Here is a 22,377-nt window from a genome sequence, read left to right as displayed (position 1 = left end):
CTCGGAAATCTCAGCAGAAAGTTGCCGATGGGGTTATCATGATCCCTTATGAACACGTGCAGGGGACTCTCCATGAACCAACGCCGCTCCTTCTTAAAGACTTCCGCTGTCATCGCTTCGGCAATGAGCGTGCCCGCCCTGGCGCGCGCCGCCGTGACGGCGCCCAACGAACGCGTTTTGCGCTTGTACAACACCCACACCGGTGAAAGCGTCAAGAGCGTGTTCTGGGCCGAAGGTCAATTCGTCCCAGACGCGCTGGCCGACATCAACAAGCTGCTGCGCGACCACCGCAACGACAGCATCGCCAATATGGACCCGCAACTGCTGCTGCTGCTTGAGCGCGTGAGCAAAAACGTGGGCCCGAACGACATGTTGCACGTGATCTCGGGCTACCGCTCGCCGGCATCGAACGCCCTGCTGGCCGCCGCCAGCGACGGCGTGGCCAAGCACAGCATGCACCTCGAGGGCAAGGCAATCGACATCCGCATGCCGGGGCGCAGCCTGGCCACGCTGCACAAGGCGGCCATGAACGCCAACGGTGGCGGGGTCGGCTATTATCCCGCCTCGCAATTTGTCCACATGGACACTGGCCGCCCGCGTCACTGGTAACGGCCATGCGCCACTCGCGCTCATTGCCAGCACCGCATCGGCTCCGCGCGGTGGCGCATTGGTTCGCCTCTTGCGCGGCCATCGCTGCGCTCGCCTTGCTGGTGCCCGGCAGCGCGGCGCTTGCTCAAGCTCAGGTCCAAGCCCAAGCGCAGGCAGCGCCAATGCAAACCGTGCACGTGCCCTTTGTACGCGATCCGGTCGACAAGTCCTACCCCAAGATGATCAAAGGCATGGAGCGCTTCGCGCGCGAACATGCACTGGCCCCTGCAGCCACGCTGCGCTTTCGCGTGCTGCCGCGCTTGCCCAATTCAAAGCTCGACGGCGTCACGCTGCGCGTGCTTGCCGACAATGCGACGGTGCCGGTGCCAGTGGCGCCCGACTACAGTTTTGTGCTGCCGCGCAACGAGCAGGCGCTGCGCGAAAACGCCGCCGTCATCGCCAACCGCCGCAGCGACTCCATGACCTGGCGCGCCTGGGTGCAAACGCCGGGCCTGGCGAGCGGCACCCGCCGCCTGGGCGACCTGCGGCTGGAATGCCGGGTCGGCATGGACGCGGGCCTCATTTCCAACAGTTCGCCCATGTTCGGCTGGCTCTCGAACGCGCTGGCCAATACCGACCAGGTGTGCAGCAATGCCGATGGCAATTACCTGTTTTTTGCCGACCGTCCCGTGTTCAGCGTCACCCTGCGCCACGGCGGGCGCAGCGAGGTGTTGCCATTCAAAATGCTGTACGCCGGCGGCGACCAGACGCGCGAGACGCTGCCGTTCTGCGATTGCCAGGTCTTGCTCGACCGCAGCTACTACGCGCCGCTGTGGGACCGCAGCTGGCCGGACGACACCATCATCGAATTCGATTATATGGATGGCCAGCCATGACGCGCCCCGTTTTTTCTGCCGCGGCGCTGGCTTGCCTGCTGGTCCTGGGCGCCTGCGCCACCAGCGCGCCGCCGCCCGGCACCCAGGTTGACGAGCAGCGTTTTTCGGCCAGTGTGGTTGCGGGCGCCACCAAAGCAAGCGTGCAGGCCGCGCTCGGCCCCACGCGCAACATTGCCTTCGACAGCGGTTACGAAGTGTGGCTGTACCAGACGCCACGCGCGGGCGGCCAGTTCGCCGAATACGTGGTCTTGTTCGACCGCGCCGGTGTGGTCAGCAAGACACGCCGGCGCGAGCCGCTTCCCGCCGTTCCCGTTCCCGCTCCCGCCAAATCCAACTGAACTCCATACCGCCGCGATAGTCTAAAAAGGTTCACTCCTTTTGGCGCGTGCCATGAACCATTCATCTGGTGCAGTTTTACGAAGATGACGTTCTCCTCATCAAGGGCTTGGCCGACTACATCGGCAATGCCATTGCAAGCGGAAGCCAAGGCATCGCCATCGCCACGTCCGAGCATCTCCACATGCTTGAAAGCTCGCTGGCGGCCCGTGGCTTGCTCGACGCGCAGGGCTGCGCGCGCAATGGCACCTATCTGCCGCTGCGGGCCGATGACATGCTACCGCTATTCATGCACGCTGGCATGCCTGACGAAAACCGCTTTCGCGATGCCATCGGCGGCGTGATCCGCCACGCTGCCGAGCATGGCGGCGGCCAGGTCTATGTCTTTGGCGAAATGGTGGCCATCTTGTGTGCCACCAGCCACTGTTCGCTGCAGTCGGCGGGCAAGCATGACGCTGCCATCCGGGTCGAGCGCTATTTCAACAATCTGCAGCGCCATTTTGCCTTTTCGCTGCTGTGCGTCTACCCGCTCAACGCTTTTCCCAGCGCCAATGACGCCAGCATGTTCAACGAAGTGTGCACCTTGCACAGCCACGTGCTGCCGGCCGAAAGCTTCAACCCCGGCGTCAATGCGCAGACGCTGCACCGCACCATCGCCGCGCTGCAGCAGCAGCAAGCTTATTCGCTGACGACAGAGGTGCGCGACCGCCAGCAAATCGAGCAAGCGCTGCGCGAAGTAAACGTCGACCGCTTGACCGGCCTGCCCAACCGCAACGTGTTCCACGACCGCCTCGAAATGGACATCAAAAAGGCCAACCGCAGCGGCTTGCCGCTGGCGCTGCTTTTCATCGACCTGGACCACTTTAAGGAAATCAACGACACGCTGGGGCACGCTACGGGCGACCTGCTGCTCAAGCAGGTGGGGCAACGGCTGCAAACCTATGTGCGCGAAACCGATACCGTGGCGCGCCTGGGCGGCGACGAATTCACCGTCACGCTCAGCGAACTGCACGACATTCACACCGCGACCGACATCGCGCAAAAAATCCGGCACGACCTGGCGCGCCCGTTCCGGCTGGGCGGCGAGCTGGCCTACATTTCGGCCAGTGTGGGCATTACGCTCTACCCGCGCGATGGCACCACCGTGGGCGACTTGTTGCGCAACGCCGATCAGGCCATGTACCAGTCCAAGGACCACGGCCGCAACCGCGTCACTTACTTCACCAGCGGCATGCAAGAGGCGGCCCAGGCCCGCATGGCCATGAGCAACGAGTTGCGCCGCGCCCTAGACGGCGACCAGCTCGACGTATACTGTCAGCCGATCATCGACATGACGAGCGAGCGCATTCGGAAGGCGGAAGCGTTGCTGCGCTGGCAGCACCCGGAGCGGGGCGACGTCAGCCCGGCCGACTTCATTCCCATCGCCGAGCACACCGGCCTGATCGTCGGCATCGGCAACTGGGTGTTCCACCAGGCGCTGGCCGAGGCGCGGCGCTGCCGGGCCTGGAACGCGGAACTGACCATCAACGTCAATGTGTCCCCGGCGCAGTTCTATCACAGCAATGGCGAAGACTGGTGGAACTGGCTGACGGGCGACGGCATGCCTCTTGGCGGGGGGACGGGCACGCCGGAAGTGGGACTCGAAATCACCGAAGGCTTGCTGCTCGCCTCCAACAGCGCCGTCATGAAGCAGCTGCTCGCGTTTCAGCAGGCCGGCATCAAGATTTCCCTGGACGACTTCGGGACCGGCTATTCGTCGCTGTCCTATTTGCGCAAGTTCGATCTCGACTATCTGAAAATCGACAAATCCTTCGTCTACAACCTTGAGAACGACGCGGCCAACGTGGCGCTGTGCGAAGCGATCATCGTCATGGCGCACAAGCTCAATCTGAAGGTCATCGCCGAGGGCGTTGAAACGCAGCAGCAGTACGACGTGCTGCGCTCGGCCGGGTGCGACTATGGCCAGGGTTTCCTGTTCAGCGTTCCCTTGCCCCCGGCAGAGTTCGAAGCGCTGCTCAGGCAAGAAGGAGCGGTCGCCGCCTGACAGCGGGTCCGCAGCAGCAAAGTTTCTTGGTGCCAGTACAATCATCGGGCCGGGCGCAGCCGCGCCTGATCACGTCCATCCCACCAAGAAAAATACCATATGACCGACCCTACCCCCGCCGCCGTCGTCCAGCGCCAGCTCGACGCCTACAACCGGCGCGACCTTGACGGCCTGCTCGCCACTTACAGCGAGCACGCGCGCCAGTACGAGCACCCCGCCACGCTGGCCGCGAGCGGCGCGGCGCAGATCCGCGAACGCATGGCCTTGCGTTTCCAGGAGAGCGACTTGCACGCCAGGCTGGTGCAGCGCGCCGTCATGGGCAATATCGTTATCGACCAGGAAGTCGTCACCCGCAACTTCCCGGAAGGCATCGGCGAAGTCGACCTCGTCGCCATCTACGAAGTCATCGACGGCAAGATCGCCTCGGCCAGCGTCCAGATCAGCAACAAGCGCCTGCGAAACATTTTTTAATTGGGGTCAGACCTCCAAATCCGGGCAATGTTTTTTAATTGGGGTCAGACCTCCAGATTTGAGAAATATTTACGCGATAAAAATTGCTAGCCGCAAATTTGCACCGTTTCGGCCAGTGCCCGCCCGGAGAATCCACGCACCGCAATGCCGCGTACCGCATCGCAACAGATCCATTTCAAAAAGCAAAGCGATTCCTTGCACGCTGTGAAATGTTTTTTAATTGAGGTCTGACCCCGGGGTTGAAATAGTTGGAACTTTTCGCGGTCGAAACGGGAATAGTAGTAGAGACACGACAATGACAACGAGCACCCCTGCCACCGATACCGACACCGATTTGCTGCGCCAGCTGCGCTGCGGGATGGCGGCCGCGTTCCAGGCCCTGTACCGGCGTCACCAGGGTCCGCTGTACCGCTTCGCGCTGCTGCGCTGCGGTTCGCCCGATACCGCGGCCGACGTGGTGCAGGAAGTGTTCATGGGTCTGCTGACCGACAGCTTCAAGTTCGATCCCTTGCGCGGGACGTTGCCCAACTTTTTGTTCGGCGTGACCCGCAAGCTCATTTTGAAACACGAGCATCCGCGCCAGCGCGAAGACCAACTCGCTGAGCCAGATGACGAGGGCGACGAGGATCCGGACAGCGCCAGCACCGCCCACGAGCCGCTCGCGCGCCTGCTCAGCGAGGAATTGGCCGAGCAAGTGCGGCGCGCCATCGCGCTGCTGCCACCCCATTACCGCGATGTGGTCATTTTGTATGAAATGCACGAGCTGTCCTACCTGGAAATCGCCGACATTTGCCAGGTCGATATCGGCACCGTGCGCTCGCGCCTGTCGCGCGGGCGCGCGGCGCTGGCCAAGCGACTGGCGCTCCACCGCCGCGAACCGATCAACGCAGCCTGATGCTGCAACTAAGGTGCAAACAATGAATATCGACCAAGCAGCCGACCCCGCCCTCGCCGCGCCCCTGGCCGCCCTGCGCGGCGCCATGCAGGCACAGCACGCGCCGCCAGCGCTGGAAAACGCACTCATGGCAGCCTTCGCCACGCGTTTTCCCACACGGCGCTGGTATCACGCATTCTCGCCACGCCAGTGGAGCGTAGGCGCCGGCAGTACCGCACTGGTGGCACTCACGGCCCTGATGCTGACGCTGCAAGCCACGCCCGAGCCGGGCGCGGCCCCCGCCATGATGGGCCAGGACAGCGGCGCCTTCATTGCACTGGAATCGGCCGAACGCATCGAGCAGGAAACCGACCCGCGCGTACTCGAAGCCGATGTCCCGCGCACCGCGCTGGCCGCGCTGGGCCTGCCGGTCAGTCCCGAAAACGCGGGCGACTCGGTCCGCGCCGAGATGCTCGTCGGCGCCGACGGCGCGCCGCTGGCCCTGCGTCTTGTTTCACTCCCTTAGCAACCCACCACCAGAGGACGACATGAATACCAAGCATATCCTGATCGCCGCGCTACTGACCGGCGCCTTTGCCCCGGCCATGGCCGGCGCCGCCGCGCTGCAGTTCCACGCCACGGCCTTCGCCAGCGGCACCGCCGACGACACGGGCGGACCGCGCGACGTCGAGCGCGAGCGCATCGTCATCCAAGGTGAGGACGTGGGCGGCGCGGTGCCGATCGGGCGCGGCCCCCTTGGCGGCCCGATGATGCAGATGCATGTCAAGAGCATCAAAAATGCGCCCTACAGCGCCGAAGTGGTCACCGAACAGCAGCACAACCTCGCCGACGGCAACCAGATCGTCAACAAGACCAGTTCGATGAGCTACCGCGACAGCGCCGGGCGCACCCGCCAGGAACTGCGCGACGCGTCCGGCAACGTGCGCAGCGCGACGATCCACGATCCTGTGGAACAGGTGACTTATATCCTCAATCCGCAAGCCAGGACCGCCACCAAAGTTGGTCCCCACCGCGACCTCGCCCGTCTGGCGGCCCAGAAAGCCCGCGCTGCCACCGACAAGGCGCGCGCGAACGTTGAAGAGGCGCGCTCGGACGACGGCGAACAAGTCATCGTCAAGCGCATCGAACGCCCTGCCGACGGCGAGGCGCGCCAGCGCCTGCGCGAAGATGTACGCATTCGCGTCCTAAAGGACATCGGCGACGGGCCGGCCCGCGCAGCCTTGGAACGCCTCGGGCCGCTCGTCGCAGGCGCCTTTGGCGACATGAAATGGGCTGCAAAAGCCACCGTCACGGACCTGGGAACGCGCGACATCGAAGGGGTGAAGGCCCAGGGCAAACTGAAAAGCTACGAGATCCCGGCCGGCGAGATAGGCAACCGCAATGCCATCGTAGTGACGACCGAGAGCTGGTATTCGCCCGAGCTGCAGGTAACGTTGCTCAACAAGCGAACCGACCCGCGCTTCGGGGAGCGCACCTGGCGCGTGGCGGGCATCAAGCGCGACGAACCGGCCGCGTCGCTGTTCAGCGTACCGTCCGACTACACCGTCCGCGATATGATGGCCCAACTCAGGAAAGGCGACAAGATCGAAAAAAGGTAAGGCCCTGCCCCAGCAGTCAGGCACTGGGGGGCGGGCAAGACAGGCAACGGTTTTTCACCCGTGCCCCGCAAGCCGTGCCGCAAGCCGTGCCGCTTAGCGCACCGCCGTCAGCGTCTTGAACCAGGTATCGAGCATCTGCTTTTCATACCGGAGCGTATCGCCGCTCGAATACCGGTTCAGCCGCGACAGATAATCCATGCTGTGCAACATCTCGTCGCCGCCCTTGACCACCTTGCCGTCGTGCGAAATTGTGTACCGGAACTTGATATGCGGCCAGTCCGCGCCGCCGTCAAGCACCCGCAATTCGCGCATGCCCCAGCCGCCGGGCCAGCTGCGCCCGGCCATGTCAACGTCCAGTACTTCCACCTTCATTTCTTGCCCGGCAGGCAGCCTGGCCGCAAGCACGCCAAAATGCTCGCCCAGGTCGGCCAGCACCTGTTCGCGTTGGTAAGCGTCGCGCGGCAGGTCGGCGAATTGGTCCGGATTGGCAAAGCTCACGCTTGCGGTGCCCGCGCTAGCCGCGCCAGCGGCACACAGCAGCGCCGCAGCGAGCGCCAAGGGGCGTATCAGGGTCATCATGGTCTTTCCTTTCGATTCTTTACCGTACCAATATACGCCGTTTCGCATCGTCCGCCAGCGGCAGATCTTCGCAAGTTTGTATCGAATTGTTAGGGGACGCACACAGCTGTTTCCATTTCGCCCGCACAATGGCGTGAAAGGAGGCGCACCGTGCCAGAAGGACCATCGCTTGTCATCTTGCGGGAACAATCCGCCGATTTCGCCGGCAAACAAATCGTCCGTGCCGAGGGCAATACCAATGCCATCGACCTGGACAGCCTGGCGGGCCAGCGCGTGCTGGCGCTGCGCAGCTGGGGCAAGCATTTCCTGATCGCCATGCCCAAGTCCGCCTTGCGGATCCACTTCATGCTGTTCGGGAGCTACCGCATCAACGAACGCAAGGAAAGTGCGCCCCGTCTGTCGCTGCAGTTCACCGACGGCAGCGAACTCAATTTTTACGCCTGTTCCGTCAAGCCGGTCGACCAGGACCTCGATGCCGACTACGACTGGGACGCGGACATCATGTCGCCCACCTGGGATGCGGCCAAGGCGCGCAAGAAGTTGCGCGCCCAGCCGGACATGCTGGTGTGCGACGCCCTGCTCGACCAGGACATCTTTGCCGGTGTGGGCAATATCATCAAGAATGACGTGCTATTTCGCATCCGGCTGCACCCCTTGTCGACCATCGGCGGCTTGCCCGCGCCCAAGCTGCGCCAGCTGGTGGAGCAGGCGCGCGAGTACAGTTTCGACTTCCTCGCATGGAAAAAAACGTTTGTGCTGAAGAAAAACTGGCTGGCACACACCAAATCGACTTGCCCGCGCTGCAAGATTGCCTTTTAAAAGGGGCGCCTTGGCAATACCCCGCGGCGCTCCTTTTATTGCGAGCGCTGCCAGAAGCGCTACCCGCCGCTGGCCGGCGTGACGGAAAGTTAGCCGTGCTGCGGTGACGGATCGCGAAAGTCGTTTTCAATCCACTTGATGGCGCTTGAGGTCGACAACTTGAAGGCGGCCGAGGTGCGCACCTTGCCAACCTGTTCGCCATCCATGTCGAAAGCGGCCAGCATCGCATACGGATGCTCTTCGTCGGGAACGATGTCGAGCGTGACCTTGTATTCGGTGCCCTCGATATTGACCCAGATATTCTTGTGCAGGATGGCATGCAGTTGCTGCTCGTGGCGGCGGATGACTTCGGCGGCGGTCTTGACCAGCGTATGGAAGGCGTTGGTGTCGAGCGGCTTGGGGTTTTTCTTGTCGCGCCCCATGGTCCACGGGCCGACCAGCGCCGGTTCGGGCTCGCCATCCTTGATCATGGCCACGGCCCAGCCTTCGTCATCTTCGTTCTTGATCACCTTGGCGGTCCAGCCATTGCCCTGCCACAGGCGCGGCTCCTGGACCAGGCCGTCGCCGGTGTCTTCTTGCTCGGGTTCGTCGGCGGCGGCGTCGGGTGCGTGATCGGTCATGTGCGGGGCTCAAGTAGGGAAAACTGCAGGGGCCTGAATGATAGTCCAATTCCAGCCAGTTCGCAGCGAGCGCGGCGCATAGGCGCACCAATAAATAGCCCGCTTGACGCGGGCTGGGCCTTACTGAAGTGCGCTTTCGAAGCGGCAATCCGGACGGCGCGGCGGTCGGATCGGAGGACCCACGGGCGTCACGCGCGGATCGATGGCCGGACCGGGCGTCTGGTAGCTGAACGGATTGATGATAATTGGCGGAATCGCAGGGGGCGCTGATGGCGGCCCCTTCGGTCCCCCACCGCCGAGCAAGGTACGCAGCTGGCGGGCCAGATCCCCGAACGCCGCGTAGGCGAGGTGGTCTGCTGGATAATAAACGAAATGCATATTTTGAATCCCTATACCGGATAGAACAGGCATTCAGTATAGGCAACGTAAGACAATTTACAAGGTGAAAAATTGCCTCATTTCCCGTGTTGGCAAGCGTGCAATTTGATGTGCCCAAAGCCACCATTCGACCCCGCGAACATGCAGTCTGTCGCAAACGGATGGCGCCGTTGCAGGCTTCTGGCTACAGTCAAGCCATACCACTTGACGAGGTTCCGACATGAAAAAGCTCTTTCCCTTTCTTCTTTTATTCATCATGGCGATGTGGATCTGGGATGCCACTTTCGATCCCTGGCAGATGTCGTTCAACATCGACGACGCCGATGCCGACGGCCCGCTCGGCGCCCTGCTTGCGGGCGGCGGCCTGCTGGTCGCCATGGTGGCCCTGGTGGTCGCCGCAGTGGTGACGGCAGTGGTATGCGCCGGCGTGGGGATCGTGGTCATCGTGGCCGTGGTGCTCGCAGCCATCGCCGCCGTGCTCGCGCTCTCGCCGCTGATGCTGCCGGTGTTGATCCCGGTCGCGATCATCTGCTACCTGTCACGCCGTGACAAGCGTCGCCACCACGACCTGAAGCAGCGCGCTGGCTCATAGCCGGGCGACGCCTTTGAAAACAGGGTACGGTGCCCCGCCAGGACCACGCTGTCTATGATGACGAGCATCTCAACAACATCGTCCTCGCGCACGCGGGGACCTATAGAACGGTGCGATTTAGCAACTGTTCCATGGGTCCCCGCGTGCGCGAGGACGATGTTATTTGGGGTTTCAAGGTAGGAAATAGCGCGGCGTTTGTGCAGTCAAAGGGTCGCCAAAAGCGTTGCAACACTCACACGCGCAAGGACGATGTAGGCAATGTGACAGGTCAAATCCCCTCGATCAGGCGCATCGCGAACACGATCGGCAACCCAGCCGCGATCACCTTGCGCGCCGCCGCTCCATGGTCATACGGCACCCTGAAATAGCTCAGTTCGCGCGTCTGGTCGTCATACAGCGCGTAGCACGCGGCGCTGTTGCCGTCGCGCGGCTGCCCGACTGAACCGGGAATCACCAGATACTGGTGCTGAGGATGAATCGCGATCCGCTTGCCCGGACCCGGTACATGCGAGCCCATGCGGCCATCGTCCGCCCTGCGGTACAGCGCCGGCGCGTGCACATGGCCCGAAAACACCATCTTGCAATCGGTCGCCTGCAAGCTCAGTTCAGCCTCTTCCAACCCCGTCACGTACTCCCACTTGGGCGGATTGTTGGCGCTGGCGTGCACGAACAGCATCTGCTTCATCTCGCGCACCAGCGGCAGCTCGGCCAGAAAGCGCACTTGTCCGGCGTCGAGCTGGCGGCGCGTCCATTCGATGACTTCGCGCGCTTCGGCATGCATGCTCGGACGCGAGTCGCGCGTGGCCGCAATGTCGTGATTTCCCTGGACCGCGATCGCGCCGCGCTCGACGTAAGCGGCCACGGTATCGACCACCCAGGCCGGATCCGGACCGTAGCCGACAAAATCCCCCGTGAACGCGTACTGGTCGGCCTTTTGCTGCTCGGCGTGGGCCAGACAGGCGCTGGTGGCCTCTCGGTTGGCGTGCAGGTCGGTCAGTAAGGCAAGGCGCATGGTCACAATCTGTGGGTTTTACTGCAGAATGGGTCGGTCCGCTTTTTTCAGAAAAACAACACCCATACCAACATTGCCGTGCTGCTGTATGACTGCGCACTGCAAGGTGCGATGATTATAGCTCGGAAAACCATGCTATACGGATAGCCCCTACAGGAGCAAATCATGGCCAAAGCTAAGCCTGCACTGCTGCAGTGCGCGTGCATTTTCTTGCTGTTTTGCCCGGGCGTCCACGCCGCCGACTGGAGCGACACGGCGCTGAGCTGGCGCATCGGAAACACGTTCCGCGAACCCTACAACCCGCTGGACATTCGCAAGAACATTGTTGCCCTCACGCACGCCAGCGGCTACCGATACGGCAGCAATTTCCTTAACGTCGACTTGCTGCAGTCCGATGAGAACGACCCAGGCTCGCTGACCCAGCGCGACGGCGCCCAGGAAGCCTACGTGGTGTACCGCCACACGCTCGACATCGGCAAGCTGCGCGGCAGCGAGATCAAGTTCGGCGCCCTGCGCGGCCTTGGCGCGACCATCGGTTTCGACTGGAATAGCAAGAATGATGTCGGCTACAATTCGCGCAAGTGCATGCTGGTGGCCGGTCCCACGCTGATGTGGGATGTGAAAGGGTTTTTCAACACCAGCCTGCTGTTGCTACGCGAAAGCAATGCGCCCAGCGGCGCCTTTGCGCCCATTTCCACCGTCACCGGCCGCTACACCTACAACACCCACCCCATGCTGACCGCTTCCTGGGGCTTGCCAATCGGCGAGCGGCTCGCTTTCGAGGGCTATTCCAACTATATTGCCGCCAAGGGCCGCGACGAAGTGGGCAATGACACGGGCGCGGAAACCAATATCGACATGCAGATCATGTACGACGTCGGGCTGGACCTGGGGCAAGGCAAGAACAAGTTCCGGATCGGGCTGCAATACCAGTACTGGAACAATAAATTCGGCAATACGTCGGCCACGACGGGAGGCCAGGGTTATCGGGCCAGTACGCCAATGCTCAGGGCCGAGTACCACTTTTAAAAAGCACTTTTGATGTGGTGCGCTGACGCGGTATGGCCGGACTATGGCATTGCCGCGGCGTATTGCTGGTACCCGCGCGCGCGCAGCTCGCAGGCTGGGCACGTGCCGCACCCGTAGCCCCACGCATGCAGCGCGCCCCGCTCGCCCAGGTAGCAGGTATGTGTCCCGGAGCGAATCAGGTCGACCAACGCCGTGCCGCCTGCCGCATGGGCAAGCTGCCAAGTTTCCTTTTTGTCGATCCACATCAGCGGCGTTTCCAGTTTGACCCGGGTGGCCATCCCCAGGTTCAACGCCACTTGCAGTGCTTTCATCGTGTCGTCGCGGCAATCCGGGTAACCCGAAAAATCGGTCTCGCACATGCCCCCCACCAGCACGTTCAAGCCGCGCCGATAGGCCAGCGTGGCCGCCACTGTCATGAATAGCAGGTTGCGGCCAGGTACAAAAGTGTTCGGCAGCCCATTGTCCTGCATGGCGATGGCAACGTCGCTGGTGAGCGCGGTATCGGATATCTTGCCAATCACCGACAGGTCGACCATGTGATCTTCGCCCAGCCGCGCGGCCCATTCGGGCTTGATAGCACGCACGCCGGCCAGCACTGCGGGGCGCACGGTCAGCTCCACGGCATGCCGCTGGCCGTAGTCGAATCCGACGGTCTCGACGTGCCCGTAGCGCTCCAGCGCCCAGGCCAGGCAAGTGGTGGAATCTTGCCCGCCGCTAAACAAAACGAGGGCGCTGTCGGTAGGGTGAATTGGCATGAAGTTCTCTAATGTTAAGCGTTCGCCACCAAAGTAGGCAATCCGGTAAGATGTGCCAGCAATTTCCCCAATGGAGCGACATGTATTCTGCACGACCCGCACACACGCCAGCGCATGCGCCGCGGCGGCCACGAATTCTGGCACACATTGCCATCACCGTGTTCAGCTTGCAGGCAGGAGCCGCCGCATGGGCCCAGGGCATTAAATACAGCGTGGCAATCGACGCGCCCCGCCCTATCGAAAAGCTGCTCAAGGAAAACCTCGACCTGCTGCGCTGGGAGGGCAATCCGCGCCTGGACATCGACCAGCTGCAGCGCTTGGTCAAGGCCGCGCCCGACCAGGTCAAGACCCTGATCGCCACCGAAGGCTATTATTCGCCGCGCGTTTCCGCCGGGCTGGACACCAGCGGCGCCACGCCGATCGCGCGCGTGCTGGTCGAACCGGGCGAACCGGTGGTGGTGGGCGACGTCGAGCTGATCTTGCAGGGGTTCGAGCCGATCGAAGGCGGCGCCAAGCCCTTCGACAGCGCCGACCTGCGCAGCCGCTGGTCGCTGCCGGCGGGCCGCCGCTTTCGCCAGGACGACTGGGAAACGGCCAAGCGCGACCTGCTGCGCCGCGTGATCCAGAACCGCTATCCGCGCGCCCGGCTGGTCGAGTCGAGCGCCGTCGTCGACCCGGACGTCAAGCGCGCCCTGCTCAAGGTGGTCCTCGACAGCGGCCCCGAGGTGCGCTTCGGCGAACTGCGCATCGAAGGCTTGAAGCGCTATGCCCCCGCCATCATCTTGAACCTGAACGAAATCAAGCCGGGCGAGGTCTACAACGAGGCGGCCATGCAAGCGTTCCAGGCGCGCTTGCAAGATACCGGCTATTTTAGCGGCGTGGAAGTGAGCACCGACCAGACCGAAACGCTGGCCGAAGAAATCGAAGCGCTGACCGACGAGCAAAAAGCGGCCGCCCCCAAGAAACCGGTCGACAATCCCATGCTCCTGCCGCTGCTGGTGCGGGTGACCGAGAACAAGCAAAAAAATATTTCAGTCGGCCTGGGTATTTCAACCAACACCGGCAACCGCGCCCAGATTACCTACGACGACCTGTCGGTGTACGGCCTGCGCATGAAGAGCAACCTGATTGCCGAGACCAAGCGCCAGAGCGCGCGCGCCGACTTTTATTTTCCGACCAAGCCGGGCGGCTACAACGACAGTTTCGGCGCCGGCTTCGAGCGCAACGACGTGCAGGGCGAGGTCACCGCCGTGGCCTCGCTGGCGGTGCGCCGGGCCTGGGGTTCGCCCCTGCTGGAACGCTCGATCACGCTTGAATACCTGAGCGAGAAACGCAGCGTCGACGGCTTGCCCGACCGCGGTAGCAAGAGCGTCCCGTTCACCTACAACTTCACCAAGCGCGCGTTGGACAACCTGCTGCTGCCCACCAAAGGCTATGTCTTCAACGCGCAGGGCGTGGCCGCCGTGCTGCCGCTCCTGACCGACGAGCGCTTCTTGCGCCTGACCACGCGCTACATCACCTACCGTCCGCTGGGCGACTCCGGCACGCTGGTGCTGCGCGCCGAAGCGGGCGCGCTGGGATCGAAACAAAAAGCGGGGGTACCGGCCACCTTCCTGTTTCGCGCCGGCGGCGACCAGTCGGTGCGCGGCTACGGCTACCAGCAACTGGGCGTGCGCGAAGGTAACGCCATCGTCGGCGGGCGCTACCTGCTCACCGGCAGCGCCGAATACCAGTACTGGTTCAAGCCGCCCTGGGGCATCGCCTTTTTCTACGACGCCGGCAACGCCGCCGACGCCATCAAGGACTTGAAACCGGAGTCGGGCTACGGCGTGGGCGCGCGCTGGCGCAGCCCGGTCGGCCCGATCAACGTTGATATCGCTTACGGCCAGGCCGTTAAAAAAGCCCGCCTGCACTTCTCGCTTGGATTTACATTCTGATGAACGACGACGCCCTACCTGCAGCTGCAGCTACACTTGTGCCCACACCAGCACCGGCAGCCACGCCTGCCGAGGCAAATTCGACTGTTCCTCCAGCGGCGCGCGCGCGCCGCTGGCCGCGCCGGGTCGGCGTTGGCGTGGCCGTCACCGGCGCCGTGCTGGTTGGCGCCTACTGGTACCTGGGGCGCGAATCCACGCTGCAGTCGCTCGCTGCCCGCGTGGCACGCGAGAGCGGCGGCAGCATCGTCATCACCGGCGTCACCGGCTCCCTGTACAGCTCCATGCACATGGACAAACTGGTGTTTCGCAGCCCGGAACAACTGATCACGGCCGAAAACATCGCCATTGACTGGTCTCCGTTCCAGTATCTGACCAAAGGCATTGCCATCAGCAAGCTGCACGTGATGACGCTGCGCATGGACACGCTCAAGGAAGGCGAAAAAGCCAAGATGCCCACCTCGCTGGCCGCGCCTTTCACGCTGCAGCTGAACGACGCGCGCATCAATGAAGTCATCATGACCAACAAGGGCGTCAAGACCGTCATCGCCGACGTGCGCTTCGACCTGGCGGGTACCAAACAGCAGTGGAAGCTTGGTAACGGCAGCGCCATCACGCCGGTGGGCTACGCCAAGGCCAGCGGCACCATCAACGCGAACAAACCATTCAAGCTCGATGCCAGCGCCAGCCTGACTCAGCTCGCGCCGCCCAAGGGCCAGGCGGCGGCGCAACTGAACTTGCACGCCACGGGCGACCTGGTAACGACCGAACTGGCCGCCACCGGGCAGTCGGGCAAGGCGGTGGGCGACGCCCGCTTCACGCTCTCCCCGTTCGATCCGGTGCCGCTGCGCGCCATGTCGATCAACGCAAAAAATCTGGACCCGGCCTTTTTGAACCCGGCCCTGCCCAAGGCCGACCTGACCGTGACGATCGCGGCGCGCATCGAAGCGAACCGCAACGTCAAGGGTAGCGTCAACATCGAAAACCAGGGCCCGGCCGGCACCATCGACCAGCAACTGCTGCCGCTGCGCGCCATGCATGGCGACATGAGCGGCAACCTGCTGGCGCTGGTGTTCAACAACGCCGTCATCGACTTTGGCGGCGCCGGCAAATTTACCGGCTCGGGCAGCCTGGCGCGCCAGGAAGAACAGGTGGGCCTGGGTACCGCCAACTTCGTGCTGCACACCGACCGGCTCGACCTCAAGCAGCTGCACAGCCGCATGAAGAGCACGAAAATTGCGGGCGACCTGTCGCTGGCAAACTACGGCAATACGCAAACCTTGAGCGCCAAGCTGGCCGAAGCGGGAATGCGCCTGGACGCCGACGCCACCCTGGCCGACAATCTGCTGCAGATCAAAAAAACGAGCATCGCGGCCGGCAGCAGCGTGGTGCACCTGACCGGCAACGCGAGCCTCACGGGCAACCAGGAATTCAAGGTCAGCGCCAGCGCCAACAGCTTTAATCCCGCCTCGTTCGGGGACTACCCCAAGGCCGACATTAATGCCGACATCAACGTCAACGGCTTCGTGCTGCCCAAGTGGCGCGTGGCTGCCGACGTCAACCTGCGACCGAGCCGCGTGTTCGACCAGCCGCTCGCCGGCAAGGCGAAACTGAACGCGGACGCGGCCCACATCAGCAACGTATTGGCCACGCTCGCGATGGGCGGGAACGTTGTCGATATCCGCGGCAGTTTTGGCGCCCCGGGCGAAAAACTGCTGTGGCGCGTCGACGGCAAGCAGCTTTCCGCCGTGCGCAAGGACCTGTACGGCACGCTGGTGGCCACCGGCGCCGTCAGCGGCACATTCGGGGCGCCGCGCACCTCGTTCGAGGTCGACGCCAAGGGCCTGGGCTGGGCGCCGGCGGCGCGCGCCAACAACCTGGGCGTGCTGCACGCCAGCGGCGACGCTTATCTGACAGCGCCGGCCAAGGATGGGGCGCGCTTTGTCGAAGTCAAGGCCAAGGGCGCGGCGCAGCAGTTCAATCCCGCCGCCTTGGGTTCCCCCATGGCCGGCAGTATCAACGGCAGTTTCGACGCCGACGCCCGCTTGGGTCCCGACTGGCGCGGCTCGCTCAACCTGGCGCTGCAGCCCTCGACTTTGGGCACTTCGCCGCTGACCGGTTACGCCAAGCTGGCCGCCGACGCGCGCCACGTGTCGAACGCCGACGTCGACCTGCGCCTGGGAGCGAACGTCGTCAACGCCAAGGGCAGTTTTGGCGCCGGGGCCGACGTCCTCAACTGGCGCATCGATGCGCCGCAACTGGGCGCGCTCGGTCCCGACTTTGCCGGCGTGCTGCGCGGCTCGGGCACCGTCTCGGGCACCATGGCCGCGCCGGCGGTCAACGCGGCGCTCGAAGGCCAGAACCTGCGCCTGCTCGGCAAGCATGAAATTCGCGCCATCAAGGCGTCGGCCAACCTGGGCACCGGGCGCGGCGCGGCCGACCCGTTGGTGAGCAACATTGTCGTCACCGGCTACGTGAATGGCGACACGCGCGTCGACACGGCCAGCTTGACCACTGGCGGCACGCGCGGCGCGCACACGCTGCGTTTTGCCGCCCGCAATCCTGACCTGGACGCGGCCGGCGACGTGCAAGGCGGCTGGAACGCCGGCGTCTGGAGCGGCACCGTGGCCGCCTTGCAGAACAAGGGCCGCTACGCGTTCGCGCTGCAAGCGCCGGTACCGCTGCGCATCGCAGGCGCCCCGGGCTCGGGCGTCATGGGTCTGCTCAAACCGACCGACATCGCGCTGCGCGACGCCGTCGTGCGGCTGCCCAACGGTACCGTCAGCCTGCAAACGCTGGACAAAAAAGGCCTGCACTGGACCAGCAAAGGCGCCGCCGCCGGCGTGCCGCTCAATTACCTGGCCCAGTTTTCGCCCGCCATGCGCGAGAACGTTTCCGGCGACCTGACCATCGGCGCCGACTGGTCGCTCGACATGCAGGGCCCTGCCGCGGCCGGCGCGCCGCCTGCCCTGAACGGCATGCTGCACGTGTTCCGCGAAAAGGGCGACCTGATCGTCGGCTCAGAAATTCCCGTGGTCCTTGGCCTGCGCACGCTCGACGTGCGCGCCGACGTGGCCGGCGGCGCCTTGCGCACGCAAGTGCGCTTTGACGGCGCACGCGCCGGCCAGGCCAGCGTCGACGCCACCGCCCAACTGGTCGGCGGACGCCTGACCAACGCCAGTCCGCTCAAGCTGGCCGTCAACGCCGACATGACCTCGATCGCATGGATGGCGCCTTTGTCGGGCCAGCCCGGGCTTGAACTTGGCGGCGGCCTGAAGCTGGCGCTGACGGGCGCCGGCACGGTCGGCACGCCGACCCTGAACGGGAGCGTGAATGGCGACAACCTGGCGGTGCGCTGGGCCGAGCAAGGCGTCAAGCTGCGCAACGGCGTGCTGCGCGCGCAGCTGGCCGGCGACCAGCTGCTGCTGCAGCGGCTCACCTTTGACGGCGTGCAGGGACGCATGACGGCCGACGGCAACGTGCGCTTTTCCGGCGGCGAAGCGACCGCGCAACTCAAACTCGTGGCCGACAAGCTCGAGATTCTCTCGCGTCCCGACCGCACCTTGGTGGTGACGGGCGAGAGCACCCTGGTCCGCGACGCCAAGCGTTTTGAACTGGTCGGCAAATTCAAGGCCGACCGCGCGCTGGTGGAACTGGCGCCCCAAGGGCGCCCGACGTTGTCGGACGACGTGATCGTTCTGGGCCGCACCAAGCAAGGCACGATTGAAAAGCCAAGCGCCCCGCCGCTGCCGCTGACCATCGATCTCGATGCCGACCTGGGCGACTCGTTCCGCCTGCGCGGGATGGGCATCGACGCCGATCTGACCGGCCAGGTGCGCATTCGCAGCAATGGGCGCGGACCGCGCGCCAACGGCAGCATCCGGGTTACGAGCGGCACCTACAAGGCGTACGGCCAGAACCTGACGATCGAACGCGGCGTGCTGACCTTTAGCGGCCGGTACGACAATCCCGCCTTGAATATCCGCGCGGTGCGCCGGCGTCCGGAAGGCGAGCAGCTGTCCGAGACCAACGTGGAAGCCGGCGTTGAAGTGCGCGGCACGGCGCTTTCGCCCGTGGCCAAGCTGGTGTCGACGCCGAGCGTGACGGACAGCGAAAAGCTGGCCTGGCTGGTGCTGGGGCATGGCATGGAAGCGGTGTCGGGCAATGAGGCGGGCGTGTTGACGGCGGCGGCCGGCGCGCTACTGGGCGGCAATGGCGGCGGCTTCCAGTCGCGCATCGCCAATACGCTGGGCCTCGATGAGCTGGGATTGTCGCAGGCGAAGGGACTGGAAAGCACCGTGGTCACGGTGGGCAAGCGCTTGTCGAAAAAGGCATACCTGAGCTTTGAACAAGGTGCGACGACGGCGTCGAGCCTGGTCAAGCTGCGCTACAAAGTGACGCCGAAGATCACGCTGCAGTTCCAGACCGGGACCAATACGGCGCTTGATTTGCTGTACACCTGGGCCTACGACTAGGCGCCCCCCGTCCTCGAAAACGGAGGGATTGCAAAACAGTTGGCTACAAGGTCGAAGGGGCCGAAGGGGCCGAAGGGGCCTGGGCGGCCCATTCTTTGGACAAGCACCGTCGAGACACACGGCGCAATGCGGCCTGGCCCCTTTTTTGCCCCTTACATCATGCTCGGCTTGTGATCCGGCACCGGCTCATCATCATTGGGCCGGTTTACCGGCGGATGGTGGGGGTGCGGATTGTCAAACGGCTCGGGCAGCGGTTCCTCGACTGGCGCCGGGTCCGGGGCGCGATGAAATTCGTAGGGCACGGGATTCATGGTTTTGCTCCTGATGATGAAGTAATGACATTACCATGAGACCGGCCGCCACGCCTGCCCGTTACGGCGTGGCTTACAATGCTCGTCTCGTTTTCCTTCCATGTCATCTCCAGGACAAAAAATGATCAGCAATACGAATATCGTCATCATGGCACTTGCCCCCTTGCTGATGTATCGCGTCTACAAGCGCGTACAGCGCCTGACGGTGCGCCAGCAGTCGCGCACCTGGCGCCACTGGTGCGCCGTGACCCTGTTTCCGCTGTTACTGATTGGACTGGCAACGGCTGTGATTCACATTCCTTTGGCGCTGGCCGCGATTGCCGGCGGCGTCGTCGTGGGCGCCATTCTAGGCGTTGTCGCACTGCGCCGCACCGGCTTCGAGCGCGTCGGCAGCGACTATTTTTATACACCGTACGCCCCGATCGGCATGGTGGTGTCGATGCTCTTCATCGCGCGCATGGCGTACCGGATTTTCGAGATGGTCACCCTGGGCGTGCAGCAGACGCCGAACCTGGGCAGCAGCCCGCCGACGCTGTCCATCCTGGGCATAATGGCCGGCTACTACCTCGCGTACGGCGCGGGACTGCTGCGCTGGCGCAGCGCCGAGCGCGCCCTGGAGCAAAAAGCTTGAACGGCCTGTCCGTCTATACGCTCGCCTTGCTGGCGCTGGCGCCGCTGCTGGTGTGGCGCATCTACTCGCGCGTCAAGGGCATGATGAAGCGCCAGCGCTCGGTCATGCAGCGGCACTACACAGGCGCAGGCGTGTTCACGGCCATCGCGGCCGTCACGGCGTCGCAGGTGGCGCCTGACCTGGCGCTGCTGGGCTGGCTGGCGGTCGGTGTCGGTGGCGGTATCGCCTACGGCGTCTGGGGCTTGAAGCTGACGCGCTTCGAGGCGGTGCAGGATGGTTATTTTTTCACGCCGAATGCCCGCCTTGGGCTGGTGATCGCGATGCTGTTCGTGGCGTGCGTGCTGTTTATCGGCTTTGAGATTTATGCGAACGACGGCTCGGGACAGCCGACCCCGCGCGTGACCGATTATGTGTTTTTCCTGCCGTGCCTGGGCCTGATGCTGGGGTATTTCGGGACCTACTCGGCCGGGATGCTCCGGTGGCGGTGGAGGCTGCGCAAGGCGGTGGATGCCGGGTAAGGCCGCGGTTGTTGACGGAGGCGCAGGCTCAGGTACCAACAAGGGCCGCCTCTTCTCGTCTGACGAATGGTTCAGGCGGTTCGCTCGATATTCTATCGTGGTGCACCTTGGACATTTTCAAACAAAGACAGGTCGACCTTGGGGACGTCGCGCGCAATAGTCAGTAGCTGCCTGGCCTGGGCGCAAATATACGCGGCAATCTGAGCCACAAGTGCGCGCTCGTCGCCGATGTAGATGTCCATGGCTGCTTGCTCGGGCGCGAGGCGCAGCACATGGTGGCGTGCCCGTGCGATGTGCGAAGTCGGCAAGCGCATACGGCGTTATACCCTCAGGTATAAACACGTCCCCGTAGGCCATGGCCATGTCTCGCTCGACGTCGTCGCCATAAGCGTTGACGCAGACCAGGTCATACATTGGCGCGGGCACCAACCCGGCAGGGCGAACGAAAAATGAAATGTTTTTCCCATGGGCGTCGCTGATGCCAAGCAAAAGTTGCAGGATTGCCCATCGCAGCAAGTAAGAGCGCGCTGCGGCCGGCACAACCGTCTGTTTAAGCAGCCCGAACAGTCGTTCGAAACTCACGCCCTCCCGTATGTGGCTCACGTCCTTGCCGGCGCCCAGGTTCCGCTCATATTTCAAGGTCGATGGGACGTCCAAGGCTTGGCAAGCGTCGATGATGTGCATCCGCGTTACAGCCGTCACGGCATCAGGAGCTTGCCGGTTCCACTCTACAGCACGGTCGAACCGTTCAATGAGCAGGATCGGTTCTGGCAAGCGTCTGATGCTGACCGGTGCGACCGGCAGGTTCAGTCGCGCTGCAAGATTGACCCGCGCCGCAAGGCTCATGCAAAAGTGTTCATTGGCAACCATGCATGGCATGTGCGAATGTTGACTTTCTGGCTTGAGCAGATGTGTCGAGCTAAGCGCGCCATCGACGAGCGATATGCGGTCGCCCTCAACCAGGACCTGCAGCTTGTCTTGGTAGCCCGCCAACGACAAGCGCACTTTGCCGTCCCAGACTGGGAAGGGAATGGCGTCGCGTTCGCGGATGCGTTGGCTCAGCTCGTCATCTGAAATAGATCGGCGAACCACCTCGTTCAACCGCTCCTGTGCAATGTTTGCGGCCTCCTCGGGTGAAGCGTCCAATGCCAGGAAACTGAAGGCCCCGACCGGCTCCTTCCCCAGTAGCCGTACCAACGCGAAAATATTGCTCTTCGAAACTTGGCTTACCAGGGCCGCAATGTCCAGCGCGCGTCCCTCCGGCAGCAGGTTTTCCAGGAAGCGTTTTACGGAACCCGGGCTGTGCGGAGCAGCGTTGAGGGGAATCGCAGGCGCCAAGTAGTAGCTTGCAGTCGACCGGGTCCAGGCAGCGTCATACTGGAATCCATAATTGTCGTCCTGAGATTCAAAGATGATTTCCCCAACTGCAGCACCCATCGTGGCAACATGGAGGCGATGGGTCATCATGGCCGTCCGTAGCATCCATCGCTGGCCGGCAGAATTGCATGGGCATGCTCTTTGGTCGTGACCAGCATGCTCAGCCCGAGACCGGCCAGTACGAGCAAGAGGCGGTCAGCACCAATCGGCCCGCCATTCTCAAGGCGGGAGAAGACGTTGGCCGCCACGCCACACGCATGCGCAGCGTCGTCAATGCGCAGTCTGAGCTCCAGGCGGCGGTTACGGACCAGGTCGCCCAGGTCTGCGAGGCTGGCAATACGTGGTCCAACCGGCGTGCCGGGATGGGACAAGGAGCGAGCCATTGTTTCCTCATTCAGAAATTAACGATGCAGAAGTAGCTTGAGAGTAGGTTGTTTCCATAAATGGAAATAATACGCTCTAATTGCTGCTTATGTGCAGAATTTCCCAATAAAGAAACTATCAGGCTCTGGTCGGGTC

At 63.4% G+C, this 22,377-nt stretch carries 22 protein-coding genes; 15 read left to right on the top strand and 7 right to left on the bottom strand.

Features of this window, described 5'->3' with window-relative positions:
• The first annotated feature begins 72 nt into the window (after nucleotides 1–72).
• The 8 genes from ACP7BV_RS09385 to ACP7BV_RS09350 all read left to right on the top strand — a co-directional run bounded on the left by ACP7BV_RS09385 (nucleotide 73) and on the right by ACP7BV_RS09350 (nucleotide 6,828).
• A complete protein-coding gene (locus tag ACP7BV_RS09385; protein ID WP_426103547.1) occupies nucleotides 73–609 on the top strand; it encodes a DUF882 domain-containing protein in 537 nt (178 codons plus the stop codon).
• Nucleotides 610–770: 161 nt separating this feature from the next.
• Entirely contained in the window at nucleotides 771–1,484 is a 714-nt protein-coding gene (locus ACP7BV_RS09380; RefSeq protein WP_426103546.1) for a hypothetical protein, read from the top strand.
• Nucleotides 1,481–1,822: a hypothetical protein gene (locus ACP7BV_RS09375; protein WP_426103545.1), complete on the top strand. Its 342-nt coding sequence runs from the start codon at nucleotides 1,481–1,483 to the stop codon at nucleotides 1,820–1,822. The genes ACP7BV_RS09380 and ACP7BV_RS09375 overlap by 4 nt, the downstream gene beginning before the upstream one ends.
• Nucleotides 1,823–1,890: 68 nt before the next feature.
• On the top strand, nucleotides 1,891–3,864 hold the full coding sequence (locus tag ACP7BV_RS09370) for an EAL domain-containing protein (protein ID WP_426103544.1): 1,974 nt from the start codon (nucleotides 1,891–1,893) through the stop codon (nucleotides 3,862–3,864).
• Between the two features lie 99 nt (nucleotides 3,865–3,963).
• Nucleotides 3,964–4,335, top strand: coding sequence for a nuclear transport factor 2 family protein (locus ACP7BV_RS09365; RefSeq protein ID WP_426103543.1), 372 nt, complete (start codon nucleotides 3,964–3,966; stop codon nucleotides 4,333–4,335).
• A 295-nt stretch (nucleotides 4,336–4,630) separates the two neighbouring features.
• Nucleotides 4,631–5,230 (top strand): RNA polymerase sigma factor, encoded by a 600-nt coding sequence (locus ACP7BV_RS09360; RefSeq protein WP_426103542.1) that lies wholly within the window; start codon nucleotides 4,631–4,633, stop codon nucleotides 5,228–5,230.
• A 22-nt stretch (nucleotides 5,231–5,252) separates the two neighbouring features.
• Nucleotides 5,253–5,735 (top strand): hypothetical protein, encoded by a 483-nt coding sequence (locus tag ACP7BV_RS09355; RefSeq protein ID WP_426103541.1) that lies wholly within the window; start codon nucleotides 5,253–5,255, stop codon nucleotides 5,733–5,735.
• A 22-nt stretch (nucleotides 5,736–5,757) separates the two neighbouring features.
• Complete coding sequence (locus tag ACP7BV_RS09350) at nucleotides 5,758–6,828, top strand: hypothetical protein (protein WP_426103540.1); 1,071 nt, start codon at nucleotides 5,758–5,760, stop codon at nucleotides 6,826–6,828.
• 93 nt (nucleotides 6,829–6,921) lie between these two features.
• On the opposite strand, the gene ACP7BV_RS09345 is transcribed toward ACP7BV_RS09350, so the two are convergent.
• On the bottom strand, nucleotides 6,922–7,407 hold the full coding sequence (locus ACP7BV_RS09345) for a DUF3016 domain-containing protein (RefSeq protein ID WP_426103539.1): 486 nt from the start codon (nucleotides 7,405–7,407) through the stop codon (nucleotides 6,922–6,924).
• A gap of 150 nt (nucleotides 7,408–7,557) precedes the next feature.
• Here ACP7BV_RS09345 and ACP7BV_RS09340 point away from each other — a divergent pair, with 150 nt between their 5' ends.
• Nucleotides 7,558–8,226, top strand: coding sequence for a DNA-formamidopyrimidine glycosylase family protein (locus ACP7BV_RS09340; RefSeq protein ID WP_426103538.1), 669 nt, complete (start codon nucleotides 7,558–7,560; stop codon nucleotides 8,224–8,226).
• Nucleotides 8,227–8,315: 89 nt separating this feature from the next.
• Here ACP7BV_RS09340 and ACP7BV_RS09335 read toward each other — a convergent pair whose 3' ends face one another.
• On the bottom strand, nucleotides 8,316–8,846 hold the full coding sequence (locus ACP7BV_RS09335) for a hypothetical protein (RefSeq protein ID WP_426103537.1): 531 nt from the start codon (nucleotides 8,844–8,846) through the stop codon (nucleotides 8,316–8,318).
• 598 nt (nucleotides 8,847–9,444) lie between these two features.
• Here ACP7BV_RS09335 and ACP7BV_RS09330 point away from each other — a divergent pair.
• Nucleotides 9,445–9,816 carry a hypothetical protein gene (locus ACP7BV_RS09330; protein ID WP_426103536.1) on the top strand — a complete coding sequence of 124 codons (372 nt, stop codon included), beginning with the start codon at nucleotides 9,445–9,447 and terminating at the stop codon, nucleotides 9,814–9,816.
• A 268-nt stretch (nucleotides 9,817–10,084) separates the two neighbouring features.
• Here the strand turns inward: ACP7BV_RS09330 and ACP7BV_RS09325 are convergent, their stop codons facing one another.
• Nucleotides 10,085–10,828, bottom strand: a complete 744-nt coding sequence (locus ACP7BV_RS09325) for a metallophosphoesterase family protein (RefSeq protein WP_426103535.1) — start codon at nucleotides 10,826–10,828, stop codon at nucleotides 10,085–10,087.
• 165 nt (nucleotides 10,829–10,993) lie between these two features.
• Here ACP7BV_RS09325 and ACP7BV_RS09320 point away from each other — a divergent pair, with 165 nt between their 5' ends.
• The gene (locus ACP7BV_RS09320; RefSeq protein WP_426103534.1) at nucleotides 10,994–11,857 is read left to right on the top strand and encodes an outer envelope protein; all 864 of its coding nucleotides are present in this window, start codon (nucleotides 10,994–10,996) and stop codon (nucleotides 11,855–11,857) included.
• A 41-nt stretch (nucleotides 11,858–11,898) separates the two neighbouring features.
• Here ACP7BV_RS09320 and queC read toward each other — a convergent pair whose 3' ends face one another.
• Nucleotides 11,899–12,612 carry a 7-cyano-7-deazaguanine synthase QueC gene (gene queC / locus ACP7BV_RS09315; RefSeq protein ID WP_426103533.1) on the bottom strand — a complete coding sequence of 238 codons (714 nt, stop codon included), beginning with the start codon at nucleotides 12,610–12,612 and terminating at the stop codon, nucleotides 11,899–11,901.
• A gap of 80 nt (nucleotides 12,613–12,692) precedes the next feature.
• On the opposite strand from queC, the gene ACP7BV_RS09310 reads away from it, so the two are divergent.
• Nucleotides 12,693–14,549: an autotransporter assembly complex protein TamA gene (locus ACP7BV_RS09310; protein WP_426103532.1), complete on the top strand. Its 1,857-nt coding sequence runs from the start codon at nucleotides 12,693–12,695 to the stop codon at nucleotides 14,547–14,549.
• Nucleotides 14,549–19,021 (top strand): translocation/assembly module TamB domain-containing protein, encoded by a 4,473-nt coding sequence (locus ACP7BV_RS09305; protein WP_426103531.1) that lies wholly within the window; start codon nucleotides 14,549–14,551, stop codon nucleotides 19,019–19,021. The genes ACP7BV_RS09310 and ACP7BV_RS09305 overlap by 1 nt, the downstream gene beginning before the upstream one ends.
• Before the next feature lie 152 nt (nucleotides 19,022–19,173).
• Here the strand turns inward: ACP7BV_RS09305 and ACP7BV_RS09300 are convergent, their stop codons facing one another.
• Entirely contained in the window at nucleotides 19,174–19,332 is a 159-nt protein-coding gene (locus ACP7BV_RS09300; RefSeq protein WP_426103530.1) for a hypothetical protein, read from the bottom strand.
• 121 nt (nucleotides 19,333–19,453) lie between these two features.
• Here ACP7BV_RS09300 and ACP7BV_RS09295 point away from each other — a divergent pair, with 121 nt between their 5' ends.
• Both ACP7BV_RS09295 and ACP7BV_RS09290 read left to right on the top strand, forming a co-directional pair.
• Nucleotides 19,454–19,963 (top strand): hypothetical protein, encoded by a 510-nt coding sequence (locus ACP7BV_RS09295; protein ID WP_426103529.1) that lies wholly within the window; start codon nucleotides 19,454–19,456, stop codon nucleotides 19,961–19,963.
• Entirely contained in the window at nucleotides 19,960–20,481 is a 522-nt protein-coding gene (locus ACP7BV_RS09290) for a hypothetical protein (protein WP_426103528.1), read from the top strand. Before ACP7BV_RS09295 ends, ACP7BV_RS09290 begins: the two co-directional genes overlap by 4 nt.
• Nucleotides 20,482–20,598: 117 nt before the next feature.
• Here ACP7BV_RS09290 and ACP7BV_RS09285 read toward each other — a convergent pair whose 3' ends face one another.
• Entirely contained in the window at nucleotides 20,599–21,948 is a 1,350-nt protein-coding gene (locus ACP7BV_RS09285) for a HipA domain-containing protein (protein WP_426103527.1), read from the bottom strand.
• Entirely contained in the window at nucleotides 21,945–22,241 is a 297-nt protein-coding gene (locus ACP7BV_RS09280; RefSeq protein ID WP_426103526.1) for a helix-turn-helix domain-containing protein, read from the bottom strand. Before ACP7BV_RS09280 ends, ACP7BV_RS09285 begins: the two co-directional genes overlap by 4 nt.
• Nucleotides 22,242–22,377: the final 136 nt, after the last annotated feature.

This window comes from Massilia sp. TSP1-1-2 (assembly GCF_049896185.1).
In the GTDB taxonomy this organism is placed as follows: Bacteria; Pseudomonadota; Gammaproteobacteria; order Burkholderiales; family Burkholderiaceae_D; genus Telluria_A.
This window is presented reverse-complemented; position numbering and strand designations above follow the sequence as displayed.

Bases quoted from the DNA above. Each gene is read 5' to 3' on its own strand.
- ACP7BV_RS09385 (WP_426103547.1), top strand. From the start codon at position 73: ATGAACCAACGCCGCTCCTTCTTAAAGACTTCCGCTGTCATCGCTTCG.
- ACP7BV_RS09380 (WP_426103546.1), top strand. From the start codon at position 771: ATGCAAACCGTGCACGTGCCCTTTGTACGCGATCCGGTCGACAAGTCC.
- ACP7BV_RS09375 (WP_426103545.1), top strand. From the start codon at position 1,481: ATGACGCGCCCCGTTTTTTCTGCCGCGGCGCTGGCTTGCCTGCTGGTC.
- ACP7BV_RS09365 (WP_426103543.1), top strand. From the start codon at position 3,964: ATGACCGACCCTACCCCCGCCGCCGTCGTCCAGCGCCAGCTCGACGCC.
- ACP7BV_RS09360 (WP_426103542.1), top strand. From the start codon at position 4,631: ATGACAACGAGCACCCCTGCCACCGATACCGACACCGATTTGCTGCGC.
- ACP7BV_RS09355 (WP_426103541.1), top strand. From the start codon at position 5,253: ATGAATATCGACCAAGCAGCCGACCCCGCCCTCGCCGCGCCCCTGGCC.
- ACP7BV_RS09350 (WP_426103540.1), top strand. From the start codon at position 5,758: ATGAATACCAAGCATATCCTGATCGCCGCGCTACTGACCGGCGCCTTT.
- ACP7BV_RS09345 (WP_426103539.1), bottom strand. From the start codon at position 7,407: ATGATGACCCTGATACGCCCCTTGGCGCTCGCTGCGGCGCTGCTGTGT.
- ACP7BV_RS09335 (WP_426103537.1), bottom strand. From the start codon at position 8,846: ATGACCGATCACGCACCCGACGCCGCCGCCGACGAACCCGAGCAAGAA.
- ACP7BV_RS09330 (WP_426103536.1), top strand. From the start codon at position 9,445: ATGAAAAAGCTCTTTCCCTTTCTTCTTTTATTCATCATGGCGATGTGG.
- ACP7BV_RS09325 (WP_426103535.1), bottom strand. From the start codon at position 10,828: ATGCGCCTTGCCTTACTGACCGACCTGCACGCCAACCGAGAGGCCACC.
- ACP7BV_RS09320 (WP_426103534.1), top strand. From the start codon at position 10,994: ATGGCCAAAGCTAAGCCTGCACTGCTGCAGTGCGCGTGCATTTTCTTG.
- queC (WP_426103533.1), bottom strand. From the start codon at position 12,612: ATGCCAATTCACCCTACCGACAGCGCCCTCGTTTTGTTTAGCGGCGGG.
- ACP7BV_RS09310 (WP_426103532.1), top strand. From the start codon at position 12,693: ATGTATTCTGCACGACCCGCACACACGCCAGCGCATGCGCCGCGGCGG.
- ACP7BV_RS09305 (WP_426103531.1), top strand. From the start codon at position 14,549: ATGAACGACGACGCCCTACCTGCAGCTGCAGCTACACTTGTGCCCACA.
- ACP7BV_RS09300 (WP_426103530.1), bottom strand. From the start codon at position 19,332: ATGAATCCCGTGCCCTACGAATTTCATCGCGCCCCGGACCCGGCGCCA.
- ACP7BV_RS09295 (WP_426103529.1), top strand. From the start codon at position 19,454: ATGATCAGCAATACGAATATCGTCATCATGGCACTTGCCCCCTTGCTG.
- ACP7BV_RS09285 (WP_426103527.1), bottom strand. From the start codon at position 21,948: ATGATGACCCATCGCCTCCATGTTGCCACGATGGGTGCTGCAGTTGGG.
- ACP7BV_RS09280 (WP_426103526.1), bottom strand. From the start codon at position 22,241: ATGGCTCGCTCCTTGTCCCATCCCGGCACGCCGGTTGGACCACGTATT.